Origin of the sequence: Kocuria marina (genome assembly GCA_014652975.1) — a bacterium.
Classification (GTDB): domain Bacteria; phylum Actinomycetota; class Actinomycetes; order Actinomycetales; family Micrococcaceae; genus Kocuria; species Kocuria marina.
Genome location: BMZV01000001.1, coordinates 1,080,590 through 1,103,319, shown reverse-complemented (window position 1 = coordinate 1,103,319; position 22,730 = coordinate 1,080,590). Strand labels below are relative to the sequence as shown.

The 22,730-nt window shown below is 65.7% G+C and carries 21 protein-coding genes; 14 read left to right on the top strand and 7 right to left on the bottom strand.

Annotated features, from left to right (window positions below):
* Window positions 1-47: 47 nt before the first annotated feature.
* Window positions 48-407, bottom strand: coding sequence for a Cd(II)/Pb(II)-sensing metalloregulatory transcriptional regulator CmtR (gene cmtR, locus IE157_RS05150; RefSeq protein WP_193519286.1), 360 nt, complete (start codon window positions 405-407; stop codon window positions 48-50).
* A 208-nt stretch (window positions 408-615) separates the two neighbouring features.
* Here cmtR and IE157_RS05145 point away from each other — a divergent pair, with 208 nt between their 5' ends.
* Window positions 616-1,203: a recombinase family protein gene (locus IE157_RS05145; RefSeq protein ID WP_144999350.1), complete on the top strand. Its 588-nt coding sequence runs from the start codon at window positions 616-618 to the stop codon at window positions 1,201-1,203.
* Between the two features lie 189 nt (window positions 1,204-1,392).
* Here the strand turns inward: IE157_RS05145 and IE157_RS05140 are convergent, their stop codons facing one another.
* Window positions 1,393-2,709 (bottom strand): APC family permease, encoded by a 1,317-nt coding sequence (locus IE157_RS05140; RefSeq protein ID WP_193519285.1) that lies wholly within the window; start codon window positions 2,707-2,709, stop codon window positions 1,393-1,395.
* 395 nt (window positions 2,710-3,104) lie between these two features.
* Here IE157_RS05140 and IE157_RS05135 point away from each other — a divergent pair, with 395 nt between their 5' ends.
* The 3 genes from IE157_RS05135 (at window position 3,105) to IE157_RS05125 (ending at window position 4,928) form a co-directional block, all read left to right on the top strand.
* Window positions 3,105-3,986: a manganese catalase family protein gene (locus IE157_RS05135; RefSeq protein ID WP_035965578.1), complete on the top strand. Its 882-nt coding sequence runs from the start codon at window positions 3,105-3,107 to the stop codon at window positions 3,984-3,986.
* A gap of 104 nt (window positions 3,987-4,090) precedes the next feature.
* Window positions 4,091-4,324 carry a hypothetical protein gene (locus IE157_RS05130; RefSeq protein ID WP_144999353.1) on the top strand — a complete coding sequence of 78 codons (234 nt, stop codon included), beginning with the start codon at window positions 4,091-4,093 and terminating at the stop codon, window positions 4,322-4,324.
* A gap of 271 nt (window positions 4,325-4,595) precedes the next feature.
* Entirely contained in the window at window positions 4,596-4,928 is a 333-nt protein-coding gene (locus tag IE157_RS05125) for a recombinase family protein (protein ID WP_240919039.1), read from the top strand.
* 140 nt (window positions 4,929-5,068) lie between these two features.
* Here IE157_RS05125 and IE157_RS05120 read toward each other — a convergent pair whose 3' ends face one another.
* The gene (locus IE157_RS05120) at window positions 5,069-5,644 is read right to left on the bottom strand and encodes a recombinase family protein (RefSeq protein WP_035965574.1); all 576 of its coding nucleotides are present in this window, start codon (window positions 5,642-5,644) and stop codon (window positions 5,069-5,071) included.
* A 180-nt stretch (window positions 5,645-5,824) separates the two neighbouring features.
* Here IE157_RS05120 and IE157_RS05115 point away from each other — a divergent pair, with 180 nt between their 5' ends.
* The 3 genes from IE157_RS05115 to IE157_RS05105 all read left to right on the top strand — a co-directional run bounded on the left by IE157_RS05115 (window position 5,825) and on the right by IE157_RS05105 (window position 8,439).
* Window positions 5,825-7,075, top strand: a complete 1,251-nt coding sequence (locus IE157_RS05115) for an IS256 family transposase (protein WP_193519355.1) — start codon at window positions 5,825-5,827, stop codon at window positions 7,073-7,075.
* 99 nt (window positions 7,076-7,174) lie between these two features.
* Window positions 7,175-8,128: an ATP synthase subunit B family protein gene (locus IE157_RS05110; RefSeq protein ID WP_193519284.1), complete on the top strand. Its 954-nt coding sequence runs from the start codon at window positions 7,175-7,177 to the stop codon at window positions 8,126-8,128.
* Window positions 8,129-8,244: 116 nt separating this feature from the next.
* Window positions 8,245-8,439: a hypothetical protein gene (locus tag IE157_RS05105; RefSeq protein WP_144999357.1), complete on the top strand. Its 195-nt coding sequence runs from the start codon at window positions 8,245-8,247 to the stop codon at window positions 8,437-8,439.
* 303 nt (window positions 8,440-8,742) lie between these two features.
* On the opposite strand, the gene IE157_RS05100 is transcribed toward IE157_RS05105, so the two are convergent.
* The 4 genes from IE157_RS05100 to IE157_RS05090 all read right to left on the bottom strand — a co-directional run bounded on the left by IE157_RS05100 (window position 8,743) and on the right by IE157_RS05090 (window position 16,274).
* Window positions 8,743-14,988 (bottom strand): ATP-binding protein, encoded by a 6,246-nt coding sequence (locus IE157_RS05100; RefSeq protein WP_193519283.1) that lies wholly within the window; start codon window positions 14,986-14,988, stop codon window positions 8,743-8,745.
* Between the two features lie 302 nt (window positions 14,989-15,290).
* Window positions 15,291-15,581: a hypothetical protein gene (locus IE157_RS12840; protein ID WP_318281325.1), complete on the bottom strand. Its 291-nt coding sequence runs from the start codon at window positions 15,579-15,581 to the stop codon at window positions 15,291-15,293.
* Entirely contained in the window at window positions 15,494-15,829 is a 336-nt protein-coding gene (locus tag IE157_RS13085) for a DinB family protein (RefSeq protein WP_404820585.1), read from the bottom strand. The genes IE157_RS12840 and IE157_RS13085 overlap by 88 nt, the downstream gene beginning before the upstream one ends.
* Window positions 15,830-15,899: 70 nt before the next feature.
* A complete protein-coding gene (locus IE157_RS05090) occupies window positions 15,900-16,274 on the bottom strand; it encodes an ArsR/SmtB family transcription factor (RefSeq protein ID WP_110920613.1) in 375 nt (124 codons plus the stop codon).
* A gap of 85 nt (window positions 16,275-16,359) precedes the next feature.
* Between IE157_RS05090 and arsB the strand changes: the two genes are divergently transcribed.
* The 7 genes from arsB (at window position 16,360) to IE157_RS05055 (ending at window position 22,727) form a co-directional block, all read left to right on the top strand.
* Window positions 16,360-17,454, top strand: coding sequence for an ACR3 family arsenite efflux transporter (gene arsB / locus IE157_RS05085; RefSeq protein WP_144999363.1), 1,095 nt, complete (start codon window positions 16,360-16,362; stop codon window positions 17,452-17,454).
* 25 nt (window positions 17,455-17,479) lie between these two features.
* Window positions 17,480-17,917 (top strand): arsenate-mycothiol transferase ArsC, encoded by a 438-nt coding sequence (locus IE157_RS05080; RefSeq protein WP_110920612.1) that lies wholly within the window; start codon window positions 17,480-17,482, stop codon window positions 17,915-17,917.
* A 48-nt stretch (window positions 17,918-17,965) separates the two neighbouring features.
* Window positions 17,966-18,436: an arsenate reductase ArsC gene (locus tag IE157_RS05075; protein WP_144999365.1), complete on the top strand. Its 471-nt coding sequence runs from the start codon at window positions 17,966-17,968 to the stop codon at window positions 18,434-18,436.
* Between the two features lie 13 nt (window positions 18,437-18,449).
* Window positions 18,450-19,457, top strand: a complete 1,008-nt coding sequence (gene trxB, locus IE157_RS05070) for a thioredoxin-disulfide reductase (RefSeq protein WP_193519282.1) — start codon at window positions 18,450-18,452, stop codon at window positions 19,455-19,457.
* Entirely contained in the window at window positions 19,450-20,895 is a 1,446-nt protein-coding gene (locus IE157_RS05065; RefSeq protein WP_110920609.1) for an FAD-dependent oxidoreductase, read from the top strand. Before trxB ends, IE157_RS05065 begins: the two co-directional genes overlap by 8 nt.
* 30 nt (window positions 20,896-20,925) lie before the next feature.
* Window positions 20,926-21,555, top strand: coding sequence for an arsenate-mycothiol transferase ArsC (locus tag IE157_RS05060; protein WP_110920608.1), 630 nt, complete (start codon window positions 20,926-20,928; stop codon window positions 21,553-21,555).
* A gap of 89 nt (window positions 21,556-21,644) precedes the next feature.
* Complete coding sequence (locus IE157_RS05055; protein ID WP_193519281.1) at window positions 21,645-22,727, top strand: ArsO family NAD(P)H-dependent flavin-containing monooxygenase; 1,083 nt, start codon at window positions 21,645-21,647, stop codon at window positions 22,725-22,727.
* Window positions 22,728-22,730: the final 3 nt, after the last annotated feature.

Below are 22,730 nucleotides of genomic sequence, written 5' to 3'. Positions count from 1 at the left end.
GTTGGTAACCAGGAACAGACCGATCGCCTGGAGGGTTGAGGACAGGATCACGCGCCCACCCCCTTCTCGTAGCAGCCGGGCACGGAGCAGGCCGGGTCCAGGCACGGGGCACTCTCATCCACCGCGAGGGTGACCTCGACCAGAGCAGTCAGCGCCCGCGCCAGGTGTGCATCGGCGATCTCGTACCGGGTCTGGCGGCCCTCGGCCACGGCGACCGCGATCCCGCAGTCCCGCAAGCACGCCAGGTGGTTCGACACGTTCGACCGGGTCAGCCCCAAGTCCCGCGCCAGTTCGGCCGGGTAGGCCGACCGTTCCAGCAAGGTCATCAGGATCCGCGACCGGGTGGGGTCGGCCATCGCCCGGCCCAACCGGTTCATCACGTCAACACGAGAGGCAATAGTCAGCATTCACTGAACTATACAGTATGAGCTGAACTTACAGTGTCGCCTCGTAAAGCAAGGGATGCGAGACGTCTCGTGAGCGCCTACGTGAGGGCATGACGAAAGCGCGAATTTCCGGGTTTCTTCTACCCTCGGCGATTCTCACAACTATGTATCGTAACCCAGTGACTAGAGTTGTGCACTCATCGTTGGTTGCGAGACACTCGGGGTCGTCATGGGAAAGCTCATCGGTTATGCGCGGGTCTCGACCCGGCGGCAGGATGCCGACCGGCAGGTCGAGGACCTGCTAGCGGCCGGGGTCCGGCGGGATGACCTCTACGTCGATCAGGGGGTGTCCGGGGCCCGGGCCTCCCGGCCGAAGTTCGACAAAGCGATCGCCGCGCTGCATGAGGGGGACACCCTGGTGATCACCACCCTGGACCGGCTGGGCCGGTCCACCCAGAACATGCTCGCCTTCGCCGAGACCCTCAGAGAACGAGGTGCAGGGCTGCGGGTGCTGAACCTGGGTGGGGGAGACGTGGACACTCACACGCCGATGGGCTCGATGGTGTTCACGGTGATGGCCGCCTTGGCCCAGATGGAGCTGGAGATCAAGCGCGAACGCATCACCGACTCCGTCGCCAAACGACGGGCCGCCGGTCAGGACCTCGGCGGCCGGCGCCCGACCTTTACCGAGTCGCAGATCCGCAGTGCCGCCCACCTGGTCGAGTCCGGCCAGCCCGCCACACAGGTCGCCCGCGATCTGGGCATGTCCCGAGCCACCCTCTACCGACGCATCCGCGACCTACCCGCTGCAACGTAGCGCTCTTGACACAGCCCCTCGTCTGCAAGCGGCAACATGGGGGGGCATCCAGACTTACGCCATACATCGGTGCCATGCCAGAAGACTGGAAGACAGGTGCCAAGGTGGGGACGATACTGCCGTCTACTGGCGCCGACTTCTGCGGGCGACTTGGGTGATTGTGACCCTAGCCCCTTTCATTTTGCCCTGTCAGGTGGCGCGGCGGCGATGACGCCAGGCTGCGATGCCGGCCAGGACGGCAGCGACGGCGAGGAAGGGCAGGCCGAGCCGCCAGACCTCTCCCTCGACCTGCGTGGCCAGGCCGATGCAGGAGACGAGACCGGCGACCGGCAAGAAGGACGGGACGCGGAAATGGCGGTGCTGAACGGCATCGCGGCGCAGCACCAGGACGGCGGTGTTGACCGCGGCAAACACCACGAGCAGCAGCAGGACCATGGTGCTGGCGAGAATCTCGAGCGTCCCAGTGAGGGAGAGAACCAGGGAGAGGCCGGTGGTGACGATGATGGCCACCCACGGTGTCCGACGGCGGGGCAGTAGCCGGGCCAGCCCTGCTGGCAGAAGCCCGTCGCGGGCCATGCCGTAGGCCAGGCGGGAGGACATGATGCCGGTCAGCAGGGCGCCGTTGGCCACTGCCACCAGGGCTATGAGGCTGAAGACCACCGGAGGGATGATGCCCGCGGCGGTGACGACCTGCAGCAGAGGAGCGCTGCTCTCGGCCAGGTCAGCCGTCGGGACGACCGCCGAGGCCGCGACCCCCACCAGTGCGTAGACAACGCCGGCGATGATGAGAGCGCCGAAAAGCGCCCGGGGGTAGGACCGGGCCGGATCCTTGGTCTCCTCGGCGATGTTCACACTGGTCTCGAAGCCCACATAGGAATAGAAGGCCAGCACGGAACCGGCGAAGACGGCGGCGAGTGGGCCGTTCTCAGATGTCCCCAGCTCGGTCAACCGACTAAGGTCGCCGTCACCCCGGGCCACCACGATCGCGCCGAGGACAATGACCAGGAGCAGGCCGGAGACCTCGATGATCGTGGCCACCCGGTTGGCGCCCATCGACTCCGAGATGCCCCGCGCGTTCAGTGCTGCGAGCAGACCCAGGAAAACGACCACGACCAAGGTTGTGGGGAGGGTGATGAACTCTGTCAGGTAGTCACCTGCGAAGCCCAGGGCCAGCGCCCCCACTGAGATGATGCCCGCCGAGAGCATGCAGAACCCCACCAGGAAGCCGACGAACGGACCGAAGGCCCGGGTGGCGTAATGGGATGACCCGCCGGCCCTCGGATACTTGGTGGCGAGTTCGGCATAGGAACCGGCGGTGAGCAACGCGAGAACGAGGGCCACCACGAGCGGCACCCAGACGGCGCCTCCCGCGATCCCGGCGATCTCACCGGCCAATACGTACACGCCGGCACCGAGCACGTCACCGAGGATGAACAGGAACAGGCCCGCAGTGGTGACCGTACGGCGCAGACCCCGCCCTTGGGCGCTGGTAGAGGTTGATAACATGAAGCAACAGTAGACCCGGCTGGCCGCCGGGGTACTCAGTTTGCTCAGACCCGCTCCGATACCAGCAGAAGAGTTGAGTCCTGACTGGACGCTCGAGATCCTCGGCACCACCGTTCTGCACCAGGGTATGGATTAGCTGCCCAGGACGATGGTGGATACGAACATCTCTACCCCGCCGGCCAGTTATGTCGACCAGACGTCGGGTCCGTCGATGGATTCGGAGTCGCCCGGCTCGCCCCACTGTTGGAGTCGACTCCGACACAGAGTCGGCTCAGACGGGGAAATACTGCAGTTGGTTAGCCCTTGGGGTGAGGCAGTGCGGCAGTTACCGTGAGTCGAGTCAGGCCGATACGCGGGGAGGGAACACCCTGCCCGCCTAGAGAAGGAGACGCAGTATGTTCATTCATCAGCAGAAGCTCCAGTACAACTCCAGACCGGAGAAGCCTGATGCGGTGTATGCGCGCAAGCTTCAGGAGGTGATCGGGGGCCAGTATGGGGAGATCACGGTGGCGATGCAGTACAGCTTCCAGGCGTGGAACGCGCACATTCCCGGCAAGTACCGTGACCTGTTGTTCAGCACGGCGGCGGAGGAGTTCGGCCACGTGGAGATGCTGGCCACCATGGTGGCCCAGCTGCTGGAGAAGGCGCCGTTGGGTATCACCGAGGATGCCGTCCAGGATGATCCGGCCGTGGCCGCGGTGATCGGCGGGACGGATATGCAGCAGGCGATCGTCTCCGGTGCCGGGGCGCGGCCGGTGGACAGCATGGGCAATCCGTGGACTGCCGGGTATGTCACCGCCAGCGGCAACCTGCTGGCGGACATGACCTCGAACGTGAATGCGGAGATGCAGGGCCGGACCCAGGTGGCGCGGCTGTATCACATGACCGACGATCCGGGGATCCGGGACCTGTTGTCCTTCCTGCTGGCCCGGGACACCATGCACCAGAACCAGTGGGTCGCGGCGGTACGTGAGTTGCAGGCGGACGGTCTGGAGGAGATGCCGGTGCCGAGCAACTTCCCACAGTCCAAGGAGGCCAGCGAGCACGCCTACACCGCCTACAACTTCTCGGACGGGGAGGCGATGGAGCAGGGATCGTGGGCCTCGGGCCCGACCCCGGACGGCAAGGCCGAGTTCTCCTATCAGCCCGAGCCGATGCCGGGAGTGCCGATGCCGCCTCCCACCCATCCCGATGCCCGGTTCTACGGCACCACGGAGCTGCCGAACATCGTCGAGAAGGCCGCTGGAACCATTCAGGACAAACTCAACAAGGAATAGGCCCGCGGGCGACCTTCGACGGTGTCCCCGGTCGCATCCGGCTGATACCCTCGCGTTCACCCACCCCGCATGTATCAACACATCTACAACCTCTGAAGGCTGCAATGATCAAGTGGCTTCACAGCATGGGAATCAAGTCCGAGTACGCCTACGCGGCCGGTTTCGGCTCCACCGGGATGACGTTCGCGTCCTGGCTCGCCTCGCGTGGCAAGCCCGATGACTCACGGGCACAGTCCGACCGCTGGGGCATCTTCGTCGGCCAGTGGGCACCGACCTTCCTGGCTGTCGGGATCGCCCTGCGGCTGGAAGAGCAGAAGTCTTTGACCATGAAGAAGTGACTCCCTAAGTCACTAGCGCAGGAAGAGCCCGGGGCCGGTCGGTCCCGGGCTCCTCGTGTCGCAGGCCGGAGAAGAGATGATTCGTTCCCGAGATCACGGAGACACTTCATGAGCGCCCCGAGCGGGGCGCCTCATACCAGTGCCGCACCGCCTACATCTACGCCACCACGGAGAAGGGTGCCAAAACCCTCCGCGCGGAGCTGGATGCCGCGCAGACCGCCGATCCGTCCGTGGCTTGGACGGCCGCGATACGCGGGATCTCTACAACCTGGTGGAGGAGATCGCCCAGAAGGGTGCAGCGGTCGGGTTCGTTTCGGAGCGGATCACCGTGGACTGCCACGGCGCGTCTCCACTAGATTCGTTGATGCTGGGAATCCTTGCGGCCTTCGCGGAGTTTGAGCGGCGCAGGATCAAAGAGCGGCAGGCTGAGGGGATAGCGATCGCGAAGGCTAGCGGGAAGTATGCGCAGACTCCCAAGCTGTCGGCAGACGACGTAGAGCAGGCGCGGGCCATGGTCGACATGGGGATCCCCAAAACCGAAGTGGCTGCGCGGTTCAAGGCCGCCAGACGTTCTATACAGCCCTTGGGACTGCTGCACGAATAGGTGACATCTGATCTGTGACGCTGTGAGGCATCGCTAGAAGAATGAACACCGCGCCCAAGCCCCATCCCCAGGAGTTCCGCGACGACGTCGTGAACGCCCCAGGGGGCAGGACAAGGGGCAACGGCGTCTACCAGATGGACTTACCCGCTGGCCTCACCGGATGCCAAAGCGAGGTAGCGGTATACAGTAGCCCGGCTGACCCCGAGCAGCTTGGCGATCTCCGGCGGCGTGAGTCCCGCATGCCGGTACTGGCCAGCCTGGCGAACCCTTTCCGTCTCTGGGGTGACTGCCGGCCGACCACCTCTACGGCCGCGGGCCGCGGCCGCGGCCAACCCGGCCTTGGTGCGTTCGGCAAGTTGGTCGCGTTCGAGCTGCGCGAAAGCGGACATCACTGTGAGCATTGCCTTGCCCATCGGCCCGGTGGTTGCGATCCCCTCGGTAAGGGACCGGAAGTTGATGCCCTGGGACTCGAGCCGGTCGATCAGCTCAAGCAGCTGACGGGTGTTGCGTCCCAGCCGGTCGAGTTTCCACACCACGACCTCGTCCCCGGCGCGGGCGTGCTCGAGCAGCTTGTCGAGCTGGGGGCGCTTGGCCTTGGTCCCACTGACCCCATGGTCGGTGTAGACCTTCTGGCATCCCGCGTCCTTCAGGGCGCGGGTCTGTAGGTCCGCGTTCTGCTCGACAGTGCTCACGCGCGCGTATCCCAGGCTTGCCATCCGGTCCTCGTCTCAATAACTCGACTGTTTTCGGTTTGTTGAGACGATAGCAAATGAGACAGGCAAATGAGACAAAAGGGCACGGTTGTGGGGGACTGTAAGAAAAACGGTGTGTGAGGGTCCGGCCTGATCCGAAAGGAGACGGCCGTGACCGACTTCACGACAGACAGGACAGAGGAGATGATCGATCCCGTGACGGGAGAGATCATCGATCAGAAGGACCTCGTCGAGCGGCTGCTGGCCCAGGCGAAGGAGCAAGGCGTGAGTCTGGTCGGCCCGGGCGGGCTGCTGAACCAGCTGATGAAGAACGTCCTGGAAACCGCCCTGGAAGCCGAACTGACCGAACACCTGGGCCACGACCACGGGCAGACCCCGATCGCGGCCAACATGCGCAACGGGACCCGAGTGAAGACCGTGCTGACCGAGATCGGCCCCGTCGAGATCGAGGTGCCTCGGGGCCGGGACGGGTCCTTCGAGCCGGTGATCGTGCCCAAGCGCAAGCGGCGCCTGGACGGGATCGATCAGATCGTCCTCTCCCTGTCGGCCCGCGGGCTGACCACCGGGGAGATCGCGGCGCACTTCGAGGAGGTCTACGGGGCCAGGGTCTCCAAGGACACCATCAGCCGGATTACCGAGAAGGTCGCCGGCGAGCTGGCCGAGTGGTCTTCGCGCCCCCTGGACCCGCTCTACCCGGTGCTCTTCGTCGACGCGATCGTGGTCAAAGTCCGCGACGGGCAGGTGCGCAACACCCCGTTCTACGTCGTCATGGGCGTCACCGTGCACGGGGAACGCGACATCCTCGGGATCTGGGCCGGTGACGGCGCCGAGGGCGCCCGGTTCTGGCTGCAGGTCTTCTCCGAGCTGAAGAATCGGGGCGTCGAGGACGTGCTCATCGCCGTCTGTGACGGACTCAAGGGCCTGCCGGAGGCGATCAACACCACCTGGACGCAGACGGTGGTTCAGCAGTGCATCGTGCACCTGATCCGCAACAGCTTCCGCTACGCCGGCCGCCAACACCGCGACGGGATCGTCAAGGCGCTCAAGCCGGTCTACACGGCCCCGTCCGAGGCCGCGGCGAAGGACCGGTTCACCGAGTTCAAAGCCGAGTGGGGCCAGCGGTATCCGGCGATCGTGCAGCTGTGGGAGAGCTCCTGGGCGGAATTCATGCCGTTCCTGGAGTACGACGTGGAGATCCGCCGGGTGATCTGCACGACGAACGCGATCGAGTCGATCAACGCCCGTTACCGGCGGGCGGTGTGGGCGCGCGGGCACTTCCCGAATGAGGCTGCTGCGCTGAAGTGCCTCTACCTCGTCACCAGATCTCTTGATCCGAGCGGTGGCGGTAGAGCACGCTGGGTGATGAGGTGGAAGCCGGCGCTGAACGCGTTCGCGATCACCTTCGCCGGACGGTTCGAGAGAACCACTCACTGATGAGAACCGCCGGGCCCCACACACCGTTTATCGGACAGTCCCTAGGCGCATCGATGTCGGCGACGTGGACAGCTTTGGAAGTACGTACACTTTGGGAGCATGGCCCTCGGAGAGAAAACAGGACGGCTCTTAGATAATTACTGGACCGCGATCCTGGCTGGTGTCGGGGCCATTGGGCTGACCGTCATTCCCCCGATCGTTCAGGGACAGTCGTGGCCCGTGCTTGGGTATGTAGGCGTCGGATTTGCTGCTCTGCTTACTGTAGTAGGCACGGGGTTTCAGGCTCATACCACCGCCCAAGTGCCAGGTCAGCTGCAAGCTACGCGTGATCAAGCTGCCACCGATGTCGCGGCTGCTCAAGACAAGGCCCGGGCCGAGATTCAGCGGGTTAAAGATCAGGCACGGAGACTCGTTTCGCAGTTTCGCGCTGAAGCCAGAGCGTCAGAGATCCAGGCCTTCGACAGAGCGTTGCTAAGTACCATCGAAAAGCTCAACACGTTAGCTGATGTGGCCAGCAAGGAGTCGAAGACAACCCAAAAAGGACAGGACGCGCGGCTGCGGGCATTTGAGTCATTGGCTGCTACAGCGTTAGGTCAGGCTCAGGCATACCTGGAACGTAACACCAACCGCGACGGAACGGTCCGTGTGAACTTCTATCGGCTCAAGACTCTGTCTGGTGGAGATAAGTTCTTGGAGGTCGTAGAGAAGACTGCGACCGTTTCCCGGCTAAAAATTACTCCAGGTTCCGCTGAGAACGATGCAATCATCGACCGGGTCCTTCGAGGTGGTGACGAGTTCTGCAAGAACGTCGGAGAGCATGAACGGGAGTGCGGATGGGAGCGCAGGGCTGGGCGGGGTTACATTTGCTACTCGTCCGTAACGGTGAAGTCTCGAGGGGTGGCCTACGGCATGCTGTCGGCGAACTCTGATGACCCGAACGGGCTCAACGAGGCTAGTCCGTCCTTCCTTCGCGTTGTCGGAGGCATCCTCGCCATGGCCGAAACGCTACTGGATGACCCTGAGGCGACGCCTGCGAGACTGCCTGAGAGCTGAGATCCACAAGCATGGCACCCCCCTGGTGCCGCTATCACCTACGTCCTAGACTGGCAACACAGGGTTCACCCTGAGACCCTCAAAGAAGGTAAATCATGACACCTCAAACCAACTCCATGGCTGAGACGGATTACCTAGTTGAGACGCCGTTCGATCATCAGGTCCGAGAGGCCTACAAGGAGGCCGTCAGAGGCCGAGAGGCTGCGCGTCAGGCGGCTCGCGAGCAGATCGCACGAGAGACGGAGTACTACTTCGTCTTCGTGGACAGCGACGGCAGGGAAGTGACTTGGGACTGTGACCAGGGCGGCTAGCACCGTCCGTGGCGAGAGGCGGTCGGCCAGATGCGAATCTGGTCGACCGCCTCTCGCGTCCTGTGATCCGCAGGACGGGGTCGGAGCGGGGAACCTGCTTTCTGTATAGGTGTCAGTGGGCACGATTTGGGCACGTCCCAGCCTGATTGGTCCCAAGACGCCGTGAACGGTGCCCGCCCACGTCTCCGGGGGTGGGCACCGTTCGTCTGAAGAGGCCAAGTCGTGCGAGTGGCTACAGCTCCAGTCCGCCCTCGCCGGGCCGCTGCGCCTCGTGGCGCCGCGCCACCTCCATCAGTTGCAGATCTAGACCTCGCCTTTGGCAGTCGCTCGCTTCTCTGGCGTTCCCTCTCGACGGCTCGCCGGCATAATGCGAGTCACGGAGAGCTGGCGAGCGATCGCGCCGAATTTGCGTTCTACATCTTCGCGACCGCGCTGACTGAGAAACACTTGCCATACTTCACCCACGTAACTATGTGCCGGCGGGTCGTGGCTAAGCAGTCCCCGGGCCGAGTAATCCGTGCGAGCTCGCCACTCGCCGTCCGGGCCCTTCCACGCGAATCGCTGTCCCGCGATGGGCTCCCAACCTAAGGCCGCAGCTGCACCTGGATGGAAGGCGATCCACTCAAAAAACGGTGCGTTGGTGAACCTCTCGTACCCGCGGATGACGAGTTGTTCGTGGTGCCAATAGGTGCCAGTCCTATCTGGATACCATGTGGCGCTTGTACCGCGTTCGACAGACGGCGCCTGAACTGGCATTCCTTGAGGCCTGACAGGGCGCATGTGGACGGGGACTAGCTTTCGTTCCTCGCGGGGGAGCCCCCACTCGAGACTGCCCCAGTCTGAGACTTCTGCAAGGACGAAGTCGGGCGCGGACACTAAATTGACTCGATAGTGCGCCAGTGCATCTTGTGCCTCGTCACACCACCTACGAGTGTCATACGACGACACCGAGTCGGGGCGCCAGGGCCGAGAAACTGAATCAGAGAGTGGGCTGGGTTCGAGCATCAAGAGTTGAGGCGCCAGTAGCTCAAACGCGAACGCTGGGTAGTGGTCAGGCGTAAGGCCCGCATCTGCGAGATCAGCAAGAACCCGGCCGGTCGCGCGTCTGCCGACCATGTACGCCCAAGGTCGGTAGGTGTGTCTCTGCCCTCGACGCTTCAACCGCTCACCCAATGCCCGGGGCCCAATGTCGGTCCAACGGGATCCTGTCGTCTCTTGCGCAAGCTGAGAGGCCCGGTACATGACAGCGGATTGCGACAGCCCAGCTGCCTCCGCCAGGAATCCCAGGACATCGTTGAACGGCGCGACCACTTGCTGGGGATCGTGTGTGTCGACGAAGGGAACGCCCTCGGCGTCGAGTTCGGGCGGTTTGTGGGTCGGCAGCGAGGGGAACGTCATCCTATATACAGGTGAGAGCTGACGCCCTGGTGGCCTGGCCGGCGTTCGTCCCCATTGAACACAAATTCGTCGAGCGAGATCCCGCAGGATTTGATCGTCGCCGACGGTCGTTCTCTCCACCGCTGCTATCAGCGTGGCTGGCGGGTCGTCCGGCTCTGAGAGCAACAGCACTGAAAGGGCGGACTCGGCTGGCCATCCTCCGCGCTCGACTGCGTCCTCAAGTGTGGCGAAGACGGCCGTCCGCGATCCGGATTCAGTGGATCCCCTCGCCAAGAGCCGCACGAGGGCCCGACGAGTGCCTTCCTCGGGAGCCTTGGCCGGGTGACCCAGATAGTCGCCGACCATTGCCGCAAGCGCACTCACACTCGTGTCGACGGTTGCGCTCATCTGTGGCCCGAGCGTTGCCTTGCGAAACGTTGAGTCGCAGGGGGCGATGATCTCGAGGTATGCATCGATGTCCGGCCACGCGGCGCCTACTGCCGCGGTGCCTGCGACGAGTTCCAGGATTTGCCTGATTTCGTCTGCCAACTGAGTCCAGGCGAAGATGCCACCGGCGATTGTCTCGGCGAGGTCGACCAACGCAAGGCGGGCCATAGCGGGCCCGCCTTTGTACAGTGCGCCAGCGAACAACTTGCGTCGAGTGCCGCCATCGTAGTGTCGGAACCATCCGCTGCTGGGAAGTGTAGTCAGGCGGATCTGTAGGGCCTGCTGGGCTGCTTCCGGGCCCCCCGCAGCTGCCAGGGCACCGCACGCCAGTCCCAATGAGTGCTCGGTTGGCCTCTGGCGTCCAAGTTCCTCTACCAGTGCTCGTGCAACATTGAGTGGGATGGGGTCACGGAGGGTTGCCTCTGCAGCGGTGTCCCACCAATTTGCTGTTAAGTTGGAGTGGTCGGGGAGTTTCCGTAGCTGTACGAGCAGTGCAGCGGCTGTGTTGGGCGTTTCCCCATCGACTGTCGTGTCCGCCACATCGTGTGAGTTCTCCTGGTCGACGGCGCCAATTGAAGAGCCATCCGACTGGTCCGGCGATGGTGTCGTCGCGGTTGCCTCCCCTTCATCGACCAATCCCCACGTTTGCATCGAACGATCAATGATGTCCCGGTCGGTGGCTGTGACAGAGGCTCGAATCCGTTCGATCACGTGCTCGCGATCACGGCCGGTGATAGGCAGGAGCATCTCCGTGGCGACCAGCATGGACGATGTAGCAACGGATGCGTGTCCAGCATCGAGGGAGCCGAGAAGGGAGGAGACGATGAGATCGACCTCGGGGAGCGCACCAATGTCACACAGTGCCATGCCGACGCGATAGGCATGCATAGGAGACACCTGCCAGCACTCACGGACGAGCCGCTCGGCGGCAGTTGCCGCTACGCGGTCATCGGTCTGTGCGGCGCCCGGGAGTCTTGTCGCGAAGCGGTCGATGGCGGCGAGGTACTCGGGTGCCGAAATCGACTCGCAGTTTCTTGAGGCTGTGAGCCATCCCATCCATTGGGCGAGTTGCTGGTCGTCGTCGACCATGCCGAGGCCCAGAGAGGCCTCGACTGCGGCAGCGACGGCGTCGAGCGCTTCGGCGCGTTGGTTCACCGAGGATCGGATTTCGGCGTGCTTCAACCAAGCCCCCACCTGTGATCCCGGATCGTAGGCCCGGTCGACGATCAACGAGCCGACGTCATCCAACTTCTGCTGGATCCACTCGTGGGAGGACTGGTCGAGGGTCGCGAACTGTTCGAGGGCCGCATGGCGGAACTCGACGGACCAATAGGTTGAGCGCTCATCGCTCCATGCCCTGTCAAAGACGTCAGAGAGTCGCGAGAGTTCTGCGGATCCGCCGACGCGATGGGCGAGGTGAATGATGTGTGCAATCAGGGCTGGGAAGGCTTCCCGGACGCGATACCACCCATGCCAGTTGTTGGTTACCTGCCGGGGTACATCAATGACTCGAAGGATCTCGGCTGCTCGACCGGCTACTTTGGGCTCATCGACTAGTCCTTCGCGGGCCGCTATTGCCTCAGCCCGGAGGCGGGCCAAGGCGTGTACCGCGTCAATGAAGCGTCGACGTCCGGGGTCAAGGTGGCGCCTGCCATTCGCTCCGGTCGTCCCTGCCGTTTCCGTGTTGTCGACCGCAACCTCTACGCCTTGCTTGGGCGCACCTCTCGGATCCCGGCGAGCAAGGGTCAGATAACGACGGATCGTTTCCAGGTCCAGAACCTGCCAGTACCAGGATTGCGGATCGCGGCCGAGATCGTCGTTGATGACCGGTTGGTCATCCTCAGGGATCAGCGCCCGGAACGTCTCGCTGTCGCTGAGGCGGAGCGAAAGTAGGCACATCGCGGCTTGTAGCCGAAATTCAAGAGATACTCGTACACCCTCGGTTAGTTCCTCCGGTTGGGATGATCCTCCAAGTTCGAGCATCTGCTTGATCTGTACGTGGGCCTCTTCGGCGTCGCCGTCGGCGGCAGCGGTCAGTGCGCGTCTGAGGCGGCTGCGCACTTGCCAGCTCAGGTCGCCTTCGGCGTCGATCTGTTCGCTGACACGATTGAGGTTGGCAAAGTCCCGGACTTCGAGAAGTTCGTCGAAGCAGGCTGATAGCACCTCGAGGCGTTGGTGTCGCCGATCTCCATGCTCACGTCCGAGTCGGGAGTCTCTTGCACGGTCTGCGTTCTCCGGGCCCTGAGATCCCGCCGGTTTCGGCTCCGGAAGGGGGAGGTGCCGCTCCAAGTGCCTAAGTACGGCGTCCAGGCCAGAGACGTTGAACGTGGCGATGGCCCAGTCCGACACGCCGTCCGACTCGCCGGTCCGAGCAACTCGTGACTCAGTGAGGGCTGTGATGCCGTTTAGAGCATTGAGTACTTTCGCTGCGGCTGCGTTGCTTCCGTTTGCCGCCCAGGACGCGGCGATCGCGGCTGCAGTGTTCGCGGAGATTCGAACCTGCGAGCCGCGGACGACATAGTCGATCGCGCTCATGGCTGGGGTTAGGCCCGCCAGTGCCGTCGCTAGCTGCTCCGCACTGAAGGCCTGTTCGCGTTGAGCGAGTTCGGCGGTGAAGAGCGCGAGACGAACAAATGCCGCGTCGTTGCCGGACCTCGCTGCGGCCCGCAAACCGAGGTGTGTCTGGTCTTGGATAACAGGTAAGGGTTCGAGTGCGCGGAGCTTGGAGCGCATGCCCCCGGGCGTGACCGTTGCCAGTACGCGCGCATCGTCTCCAGCGAGGTAGCGGTGCGCTACCTCCTCGTCACGGTAGGTGGGCCAGGCGTCACCTGACTCAGCACATCGATCTGCAAGGTCAAGATGAAGGTCTCGGTTTCGGCTCTCGCTGATGGCGCCGTCGATTCGGGCGGTCTCATCGGAAAGGAAGCGGCGAAAGCTGTTATGTACGAACTGCCACTCGTCGCCTTCGACCCGAAAGAAGGTCCGGGTGGCTGACGCGAATCGACTCACGACATCGTGGGATGCCCACGAGGCCATCCACTGCAGGTTCAGGGAGGTGCGCAATCTGGAGACGCTGGCGAGGAGATCAACGACTTCGGTGTCTAGTCTGACTGCCTGGTAGTACCCGCGGTAGCGCAGCTCCACGTTCCCGCGGTACCTCGACGCATCTGCAAGGACGCGCTCCGCCTCGCCACGCTGCTGCTTCTCATCTGGCAAGCGCGGCGGTAGTGCGCTCAACTCGCTGAGGAGGTACGTAGCGGCAAGCGGATGTCCCTCAGTCATTTCGACGAAGGTGTCGATCTGGCCAGGCCACAGCCAGTCCCCCAGACCTGCTTGGTCCGCGAGCTGTCGTACCTCGTCGTTCGCCATCGGTGGCAGGGTTACGGTGCGACCAGACCGGGTCAGTGCATCGCGGATGTCTGCTGAAACGACGGCAGTGGTCTGCGTGCCGAGGATGATAAACACACCGTCGCCGATGCCCGCCGGCGCGGGAAGCTCCTCAAGCATGGATCGGATTGGGTTCTGCTCCCGTGGGATGTGGTCGAGACCGTCGATGATGATGACGGTTCTCTCGCCTCGGGACTTCCACGCTTCTTGAGCCCGGGTGAGCTGTTGCCCGACGCAGTACCGTAGACCCGGAAGCCCCGATGGCTGACCGCTACGGACGATTCCGGCTTCTTCCAGGGCCAGGGACAAATCGTTGAGGAATGACTCCGCCTCGCCTCGATGGCTGAGGGGGTTGGGCGAGTCTGGAACGAAGGAGTAGTAGCGAACGACCCGTCCCTCAATCGCGATGTCGGCCAACAGGGTCGACTTTCCCGATCCAGCTGGACCCACGAGCGCTAAGTACCCGCCCTCGAGGGTGGCTAGCACCTTGTGCAGGGATTCGGTTGCGGCGTGATTTGGCGTGTAGGTACCAGGGACAGGGAACTCGTGTGGGTTCTTGTACCGAAGGCGCGTCTCCCAACCCAGACGATGAAGCATTTCTGCTCGGTCGATACGCCGCGGTCTGGCCGGGTCAGCGACACAAGCTTGAAGCTCGCCTGCCAGGATACGTAGGTCGTTCTGCGCCTGCAGGTCGACTGCCCCGTCGAGCGTCGAGGGCGTATCGTCAACAGACTTGATCCCGAAGTCGAACTCAAGATCCTCGAGGAAACGTAAGAAGTCGTCGTCGCTGAGACTTGATACTCGCTGCAGTTCCGCCCACACGGGCTCCCATCCCGCAAAGGCATCCAGCGTTCTTAAGACGCTCATGTCCATGAATTTGCCCCGGGCGGCACGCTGGACCGGCCGGAATGATCGCTCCATGAAGGCCGCGAGGTGCTTTGGTCCGCTGATGGTCGCGGAACCGAGCACAGATTGCGCAGCTGGCGTGCTCGTCGAGGGATGGCCGTTGGTGCACAGGTGGATAGCCAACGGCCCATCCCACGTCGTTCGGATCGCTCGCCACGCCCGGGCCAACCCTGTGAGCAACGAATCCTGTGATGCCGACGTACCTGTCAGAGCACTCCAGCTGAAGGACTCGGGATACTGAGACCACTTCACTTGCAGGGCGTGACGCTTGGCACCCGCCTTGAACTGGAAGTCATCCGCAATTCCGGCGTCCGGATCAGCCATGTGAATCCACTCGAGCGTGGAGAGATGGTCGTACACTATCCGGGCTGCCAGCCCATACTGCCCGGCAAATCCAATGACTGCTCGCCGTTCACCTTCGGCTGGATCCATGCTTACTCCCTCGTGCAGGTCTAATCTCTAAGTTCTACCCCACAAGAGTCGGGACTGATGCACCGTCAGGTCATTCGATCTGGCTTGCCCGTAGGCAGTAAGGATGAGACCGCTTTGACCGCGGCCAACTTGATGTCCGACAACCGGGCCATATGTAAAGCGGAGGGAACGGAGTTCACGTCCCCCTGCCCATGGCCCCATCAGTGTCAGCGTGGTCGATCCTGAACTGGCGATCCCACCCAAAACCCCGGACGCCGATCAGGCCATCTCGACCGCAACACCGAGCTCGTGAGGGGGCCTCTTCATGATGGCCGGCCGATGGTCAGCTGCTGTCGGTGGTGGTCGTAGTGCTCGGTGCCGTAGTGGTAGATCTCGGTCAGGCTCATCCAGTCCCGGAAATACGGGTCCCAGGACACGGGCATGTGCATCCCACGGGCCAGGACGGCCGCAGGCTCGGTCTCCAGCTCGGCCTGCAGGACGTCGAGGGTGCGGTCGAACCACCGGATCAGCCGCGGACCGTGCACCACCCGGGCCGCGCCCCGGTCGCTCTGGTAGTTGATGATGTGGAAGGCCCGGGTGCCGGCCTCCAGCACCGGGCGAAGGCACGACTGACCGGTTCGGGGAGTCGACCCATCAGGCGCACCAGGGGCAGCAGGCGCCGGACGATGAGGTAGCCGAAGAACATGTGGAACAGCAGTTGACCGTTGGTCCACCGGGTACCGGACGAGGGCCGGCGTAGATCCGCCGGCGTCGCCGCCGCTACGAGGGCGTGGAAGTCCGCCCGGACCCGTTCGAGCTCGTCGTGGATCTCCTGGCGGGTGGACGAGGTATGGCTGCTCATCGTGGTCATCTCCTCGTGCGGTGTGCTGGATGAGACCGAGCCCGGGCTCGAGGAATCCAGCGCCGGCGCGTCAGCGCAGGTCGAGGAAGGAGCGGAGCTCGGCGAAGGCTTCGGGCACCACGGAGTAGTGGGCCCACTTGCCGCGCTGCTCACGGGTGAGCAGCCCGGCGTCGACGAGCTTCTTCATGTGGTGGCTCACGGTGGGCTGGCTGATGTCCACCACCGCGGTCAGGTCGCACACGCAGACCGCACCGCAGCCCTGGGCCGCCACATGGGAGAGCAGCCGCAGGCGGGTGGGGTCGGACAGGGCCTTGAGCCGGCCGGCGAGCCGCTGCGCGTCGTCGGCGGTCATCGGCCCGGCCGAGAGTGAGCAGCACTCCGTGCCCGTCGTGGCGGGGGCGCACTGATCGGCGGCGGTGGCCTGGACGTCGGGTGCGAGAGTCATCACCCCATCCTACATTGACCAATGTCGATGTGACCCCCTAGTGTTCCCGATAGATAGTCGTCAATACGAAGGGCTGCCCCTGATCATGAGCACCACCACCACTGCCCCCGCTACCTCCCAGGGGGTGATGAAGGACCTGTCCTTCCTCGACCGCTGGCTGCCAGCCTGGATCATCGCCGCCATGGTCGCTGGCCTGCTCCTGGGCCGCTTCGTCCCCGGCCTGAACACCGCCCTGGAGGCCGTGAAGATCGGGGAGGTCTCCCTGCCCATCGCGATCGGGCTCCTGGTGATGATGTACCCCGTCCTGGCCAAGGTCCGCTACGACGAGACCCACCGCGTGGCCGGGGACCGGCGGCTGATGGGGGCGTCGCTGGTGCTGAACTGGATCGTCGGGCCCGCGCTGATGTTCGCCCTGGCCTGGATCTTCCTCCCCGATCTGCCCGAATATCGCACCGGGCTGATCATCGTGGGCCTCGCCCGCTGCATCGCCATGGTGCTGATCTGGAACGACCTCGCCTGCGGGGACCGCGAAGCGGCCGCCGTGCTGGTGGCGATCAACTCCGTCTTCCAGGTCATCGCCTTCGGCGCCCTGGGCTGGTTCTACCTCCAGGTCCTCCCGGCCTGGCTGGGCCTGCCCACGACCTCGGCCGAGTTCTCCGTGTGGTCCATCGTCGTCTCCGTGCTCGTGTTCCTCGGGATCCCGCTGGTGGCCGGGTTCCTCACCCGCACCCTGGGCGAGAAGGCCAAGGGCCGGGAGTGGTACGAGGGCACGTTCCTGCCGAAGCTGGGGCCGTGGGCGCTGTACGGCCTGCTGTTCACCATCGTGCTGCTCTTCGCCCTGCAGGGCGAGGCGATCACCTCCAACCCCTGGGACGTGGTGCGCATCGCGTGGCCGCTGCTGGTCTACTTCTTCCTCATGTTCGGCATCGGTCTGCTCGCCTCCCGGGCCCTGGGGCTGAACTACGCGAAGTCCACGACCGTGGCGTTCACCGCTGCCGGCAACAACTTCGAGCTCGCCATCGCCGTGGCCATCGGCACCTTCGGGGTCACCTCCGGACAGGCCCTGGCCGGGGTGGTCGGCCCGCTCATCGAGGTGCCCGTGCTCGTCGCCCTGGTCTACGTGTCCCTGTGGGCCGGGCGGAAGCTCTTCCCCGGTGACCGCACCGTCCCCACCCGCTGACCCCGCGACCTCCCAGGAGCACCAGTTGAGCACCGAGACCACCAAGCCCTCCGTCCTGTTCGTCTGCGCCAAGAACGGCGGCAAGTCTCAGTTGGCCGCCGCCCTCATGGAAAAGCGCGCCGCAGGTGCCGTCGAGGTCCACTCCGCCGGCACCAAGCCGGGCAGCAAGATCAATGCGCTGTCCGCCGAGGTCGTCGCCGAGGTGGGTGCGGACATGTCCTCCGGGACGCCGAAGCCCATCGACCCGGAGCTGCTGCGCCGGGTCGACCGGGTGGTCGTGCTGGGCGATGAGGCGAAGGTCGAGCCGGTCGAGGGCATGGCCGGCACCATCGAGACCTGGCACACCGATGAGCCCTCCGTCCGCGGGATCGAGGGCGCGGAGCGGATGCGCCTGGTCCGCGACGACATCGACGCCCGCGTCCAGGCCCTGCTCACCGAGCTCACCGCCGGCAATCCCGCCTAATCCATCCCCCTTGTCCTCTTCCCCCTTCCGACCGAACGGATGATCCCCATGACTGCTGAGACCACCCCCGAGACCACCGCGACGACCCCAGCCGAGACCACGAACAAGCCCTCCGTCCTGTTCGTGTGCGTGCACAACGCCGGACGCTCCCAGATGGCCGCCGCTTACCTCACCCACCTTTCGGAAGGCCGCATCGAGGTGCGCTCGGCCGGCTCCGCCCCGGCCGAGACCGTGAACCCGGCCGCCGTGGAGGCGATGGCCGAGGAGGGCATCGACATGAGCGCCCAGACCCCCAAGGTCCTCACCGATGCGGCGGTACAGGACTCCGACGTGGTGATCACCATGGGCTGCGGGGACGCATGCCCGTTCTACCCGGGCAAGCGGTACGAGGACTGGGCGCTGGAGGACCCGGCCGGCAAGGGCGTGGAGTCCGTGCGGCCCATCCGTGACGAGATCAAGGCCCGGATCCAGGCGCTGATCTCCGAGCTGCTGCCCGCCGACGACACCACCGCCAAGTAGGGCGGGGACGGTCATGACCACGAACACCGGCACCGGCCCCGTTGCTGCGACGGACAAGCTGATCATCATCGGTTCCGGACCGGCCGGCTACACCGCCGCGATCTACGCCGCCCGGGCAGGGTTGGCCCCGCGGGTGATCGCCGGGTCCGTCACCCACGGCGGTGCGCTGATGAACACCACCGAGGTGGAGAACTTCCCCGGCTTCCCGTCCGGGATCCAGGGCCCAGAGCTCATGGCCGGGCTGAGCGAGCAGGCCGAACGCTTCGGGGCGATCATCGACTACGACGACGCCGCCACCGTCCAGCTCAAAGGCCACCTCAAAGAGGTCACCACCTTGGAGGGCAAGACGTACCGGGCGCCGGCGGTGATCGTGGCCACCGGCTCCGCCTATAAGGAACTGGGCCTGGACGAGGAGAAGCGCCTGTCCGGCCACGGAGTGTCCTGGTGTGCGACCTGTGACGGGTTCTTCTTCCGCAACCAGGACATCGTGGTGGTCGGCGGCGGGGACTCGGCCATGGAGGAAGCGCTGTTCCTCACCCGCTTCGCCGTCTCGGTGACCGTGGTCGTGCGCCGCGACCAATTGCGGGCCTCGCGGATCATGGCCCAGCGAGCCAAGGACAACGAGAAGATCCACTTCGCCTACCACAGCGCGGTCACCGCCATCCACGGCGACGACAAGGTCACCGGGGTCACCCTGACCGACACCACCACCGGGGCCACCCGGGAACTGGCCGCCACGGGGGTGTTCGTGGCCATCGGCCACATCCCGCGCACGGAGCTGGTGGCCGGTCAGCTGGAGCTGGATGGGGAGGGCTACATCGTCGTGGACTCCCCCACCACCGTCACCAACCTGCCCGGGGTGTTCGCCTGCGGGGACGCGGTGGACCACCGCTACCGCCAGGCCATCACCGCCGCCGGCACCGGGTGCGCCGCCGCCCTGGACGCCGAACGCTACCTGGCCGCCCTGGACGACGCCGAGTCCATCGCCACCGCCCTCGTGGAGGAGACCACCCATGCCTGAGACCACCACCCACACCCCCGACACTGCTGCTCTGCCGGTCGTCGTGATCGGTGCCGGGCCCGTGGGCCTGGCCGCCGCCGCCCATCTGACTGAGCGTGGCCTCACCCCGCTGGTCCTCGAGGCCGGCCCGCAGGAGGGGGCGGCGATCCGGGAGTGGGGTCACACCCGACTGTTCTCCCCGTGGCGCTACAACGTCGACGCCGCCGCCGCCCGTCTGCTGGAGACCCAGGGCTGGACCGCACCCGACCCCGAGGACCTGCCCACCGGGGCTGAGCTGGTGGAGTGCTACCTCCAGCCCCTCGCCGGGCTCCTGGCCGGGCAGATCCGCACTGGCGCCCGTGTGGTGGCCGTGAGCCGGACGGGGATGGACAAGACCCGCACCGGCAACCGGGAAACCACCCCGTTCCTGGTGCGCGTCCAGCACCCCGGCGGGGCCCTCGAGGACATCCGGGCGTCGGCGGTGATCGACGCCTCCGGCACCTGGGCGACACCGAACCCGCTGGGCCAAGCCGGGCTGCCCGCCCCCGGGGAGGCTGAGGCCGTGACGGCCGGGCGGATCACCGCCCCGCTGCCCGATGTCACCGGCCGGGACCGGGACCGCTTCACCGGCCGCCACGTGCTGGTGGTCGGGGCCGGGCATTCGGCGGCGAACACCTTGCTGGAGCTCGGTGCCCTGGCCGAGACGGAGCCGGGTACCCGGATCTCCTGGGCCGTGCGCTCGGCTGATGTCAGCCGGGTTTACGGCGGGGAGGACCGTGACGAGCTGGCCGCCCGGGGTGCGTTGGGCACCCGGCTGCGCCGGCTCGTGGAGTCCGGGGTGATCGAGGTGCACACCTCCTTCACCATCACCGGCTTCAGCACGACGGCTGATGGGCTGAGCGTCCGGGCCACCACCCCCACCGGGGAGGAAGAACTCAGCGTGGATCTGCTGGTGCCGGCCACCGGGTTCCGCCCGAACCTGGGGATGCTCGCCGAGCTGCGCCTGGACCTGGACCCGGCCGTGGACGCCCCGCGCCAGCTGGGGCCGTTGATCGACCCGGAGTTCCACTCCTGTGGGTCCGTCACCCCGCACGGGGAGAAGATGCTGGCCCACCCGGAAGCCGGGTTCTACATCGTGGGCATGAAGTCCTACGGGCGCGCCCCGACCTTCCTGATGGCCACCGGCTACGAGCAGGTCCGCTCCATCGCCGCCGCCCTGGCCGGGGACCGCGCCGCGGCCGATGACGTGCAGCTGGTCCTGCCCGAGACCGGGGTGTGCTCCACCGACCTCGGCGGCTCCTGCGACCTCCCGGCTCCGGGGTCTGCTGACAACAGCACCGAGGAGCTGGGCTGCTGCGCCCCGGCCGTGGCGCAGGAGCCGGCCGATGCCTGCTGCTCCGGGCCCCAGCCGGTCACCATCGGGGCCGCCCCGGTCTCCGTCCGCTCGTCCTGCTGCTGACCCACCCACCGCACGGAACCAGGAGTCGCCATGACCCAGCCCACCGAGACCATGGATACCCACGTCCTGTCTCGCACCGCCGCCCACTTGGCCGAGCGCTACGCGGGGATTTTCTCTCCGGAGACGGTTGAGCGCTACGTCTTCGAGTCCTACGCGACGCTGTCGCGTACCGCGCGCGTCCGCACCTATTTGGCGGCCACCGCCGGGCACTTCGCTGATGACCGGCTCCGTGCTCTGGCCCAGTCCCAGGGCAAGATCGACAAGCCGGTCGCGCAGGTGCTGTTCGTGTGCGTGCACAACATCGGCCGCTCCCAGATCGCCGCGGCCCTGCTGGCCCACCACGCCGGGAATGGAGTGGAGGTCCGCTCCGCCGGGTCCCTGCCCGGAGCCGAGGTCCACCCGCTGGTGGTCGAAGTCTTGGCCGAGCGTGGGATCGACCTGACGGGGGCCTTCCCGAAGCCGCTGACCGACGACGTGGTGCGCGCGGCGGACTACGTGATCACGATGGGCTGCGGGGACGCCTGCCCGGTGTCTCCGGGCAAGCGCTACCTGGACTGGGGCATCGCCGACCCCTCCCAGGAGACCCTGGAGGGCGTGCGGGAGATCGTCGAGGCCATCGACACCCGGGTCCAGGCCCTGTGGGACCAGATCCGCAACTGAGCACACCACCCGGGGTTCGGCCCCACCCCGACCCGTCGGGGCGGGGCCGAACCCGCTTGGAAAGCGAAACCAATGGGAGGCTGAGCATCATGGGACACCAGGTGGACGTGGTGATCATCGGCGGCGGCCAAGCGGGTCTGGCGGTGGGCTGGTATCTGCGCCGCCGCACGGACCTGTCCTTCGTGATCCTCGACGACCAGGAAATCCCCGGCGGAGCCTGGCGGCACACCTGGCCCTCGTTGCGGCTGTTCTCCCAGGCTTCCTATTCCTCCCTGCCGGGCCGGCTCATGCCTTCCACCGGGGCGGACAACCCGGATGCGGCCCATGTCATCGACTACCTCACCGACTACGAAACCCGCTACGAGTTGCCGGTCCGCCGGTCGGTGCACGTGAGCGCGGTGCACCGTGACGACGAGGGCTTCCGTGTGCAGACCACCACCGGAGACACCTGGTCTGCCCGGGCGGTGGTCAGTGCGACCGGGACCTGGTCCCAGCCCTTCTGGCCCACCGTCCCCGGCCAACGAGCGTTCACCGGAACCCAAGTGCACAGCGCCCACTACGGTGGGCCGGCAGCGTACGCGGGAAAGCGCGTGGCGGTGGTGGGCGGGGCGAACTCCGGGGCCCAGATCGCCGCGGAGATCGCCGAGGTCGCGGAGCTGACCTGGTGCCTCAAGGGCGAGCCGCACTGGTTGCCCGATGAGGTCGACGGCCGGGAGCTCTTCCGCGTGGCCACCGAACGCTCCCGGGCCCTGGCTGCCGGGCAGCCGGACCCGGGCGGGGTCGCGGCGCTGGGCAACATCGTCGTGGTGCCCCCGGTCAAGCGCGCCCGGGACGCCGGGCTGCTGCACCCGGAACCGATGTTCGACCGCTTCACGCCCACCGGCGTTACCTGGGCCGACGGGCGGGAGCAGGAGGTGGACGCGGTGATCTGGTGCACCGGTTTCCGCCCCGCCCTGCGCCACCTGCGGCCCCTGCATGTGCGCGAGGCCGACGGGACGATCCGCACCGACGGGACCGCCTCGGTACAGGTGCCGGGGCTGTACCTGGTGGGCTACGGGGACTGGACCGGGCCCGGCTCGGCCACCCTCATCGGGGTCGGGCCCACCGCCAAGGCGACCGCCGCCGCCCTGAAACGGCACCTGGCCACCCCGGCGCCGGTGCCCGCCCGCTGACCC

Bases quoted from the DNA above. Each gene is read 5' to 3' on its own strand.
- arsB (WP_144999363.1), top strand. From the start codon at position 16,360: ATGAGCACCACCACCACTGCCCCCGCTACCTCCCAGGGGGTGATGAAG.
- IE157_RS05100 (WP_193519283.1), bottom strand. From the start codon at position 14,988: ATGGATCCAGCCGAAGGTGAACGGCGAGCAGTCATTGGATTTGCCGGG.
- IE157_RS05110 (WP_193519284.1), top strand. From the start codon at position 7,175: ATGGCCCTCGGAGAGAAAACAGGACGGCTCTTAGATAATTACTGGACC.
- IE157_RS05090 (WP_110920613.1), bottom strand. From the start codon at position 16,274: ATGACTCTCGCACCCGACGTCCAGGCCACCGCCGCCGATCAGTGCGCC.
- IE157_RS05130 (WP_144999353.1), top strand. From the start codon at position 4,091: ATGATCAAGTGGCTTCACAGCATGGGAATCAAGTCCGAGTACGCCTAC.
- IE157_RS05075 (WP_144999365.1), top strand. From the start codon at position 17,966: ATGACTGCTGAGACCACCCCCGAGACCACCGCGACGACCCCAGCCGAG.
- trxB (WP_193519282.1), top strand. From the start codon at position 18,450: ATGACCACGAACACCGGCACCGGCCCCGTTGCTGCGACGGACAAGCTG.
- IE157_RS05120 (WP_035965574.1), bottom strand. From the start codon at position 5,644: ATGGCAAGCCTGGGATACGCGCGCGTGAGCACTGTCGAGCAGAACGCG.
- IE157_RS05140 (WP_193519285.1), bottom strand. From the start codon at position 2,709: ATGTTATCAACCTCTACCAGCGCCCAAGGGCGGGGTCTGCGCCGTACG.
- IE157_RS05135 (WP_035965578.1), top strand. From the start codon at position 3,105: ATGTTCATTCATCAGCAGAAGCTCCAGTACAACTCCAGACCGGAGAAG.
- IE157_RS05065 (WP_110920609.1), top strand. From the start codon at position 19,450: ATGCCTGAGACCACCACCCACACCCCCGACACTGCTGCTCTGCCGGTC.
- IE157_RS05105 (WP_144999357.1), top strand. From the start codon at position 8,245: ATGGCTGAGACGGATTACCTAGTTGAGACGCCGTTCGATCATCAGGTC.
- IE157_RS05145 (WP_144999350.1), top strand. From the start codon at position 616: ATGGGAAAGCTCATCGGTTATGCGCGGGTCTCGACCCGGCGGCAGGAT.
- IE157_RS05060 (WP_110920608.1), top strand. From the start codon at position 20,926: ATGACCCAGCCCACCGAGACCATGGATACCCACGTCCTGTCTCGCACC.
- IE157_RS13085 (WP_404820585.1), bottom strand. From the start codon at position 15,829: ATGAGCAGCCATACCTCGTCCACCCGCCAGGAGATCCACGACGAGCTC.
- IE157_RS05055 (WP_193519281.1), top strand. From the start codon at position 21,645: ATGGGACACCAGGTGGACGTGGTGATCATCGGCGGCGGCCAAGCGGGT.
- IE157_RS05115 (WP_193519355.1), top strand. From the start codon at position 5,825: ATGATCGATCCCGTGACGGGAGAGATCATCGATCAGAAGGACCTCGTC.
- cmtR (WP_193519286.1), bottom strand. From the start codon at position 407: ATGCTGACTATTGCCTCTCGTGTTGACGTGATGAACCGGTTGGGCCGG.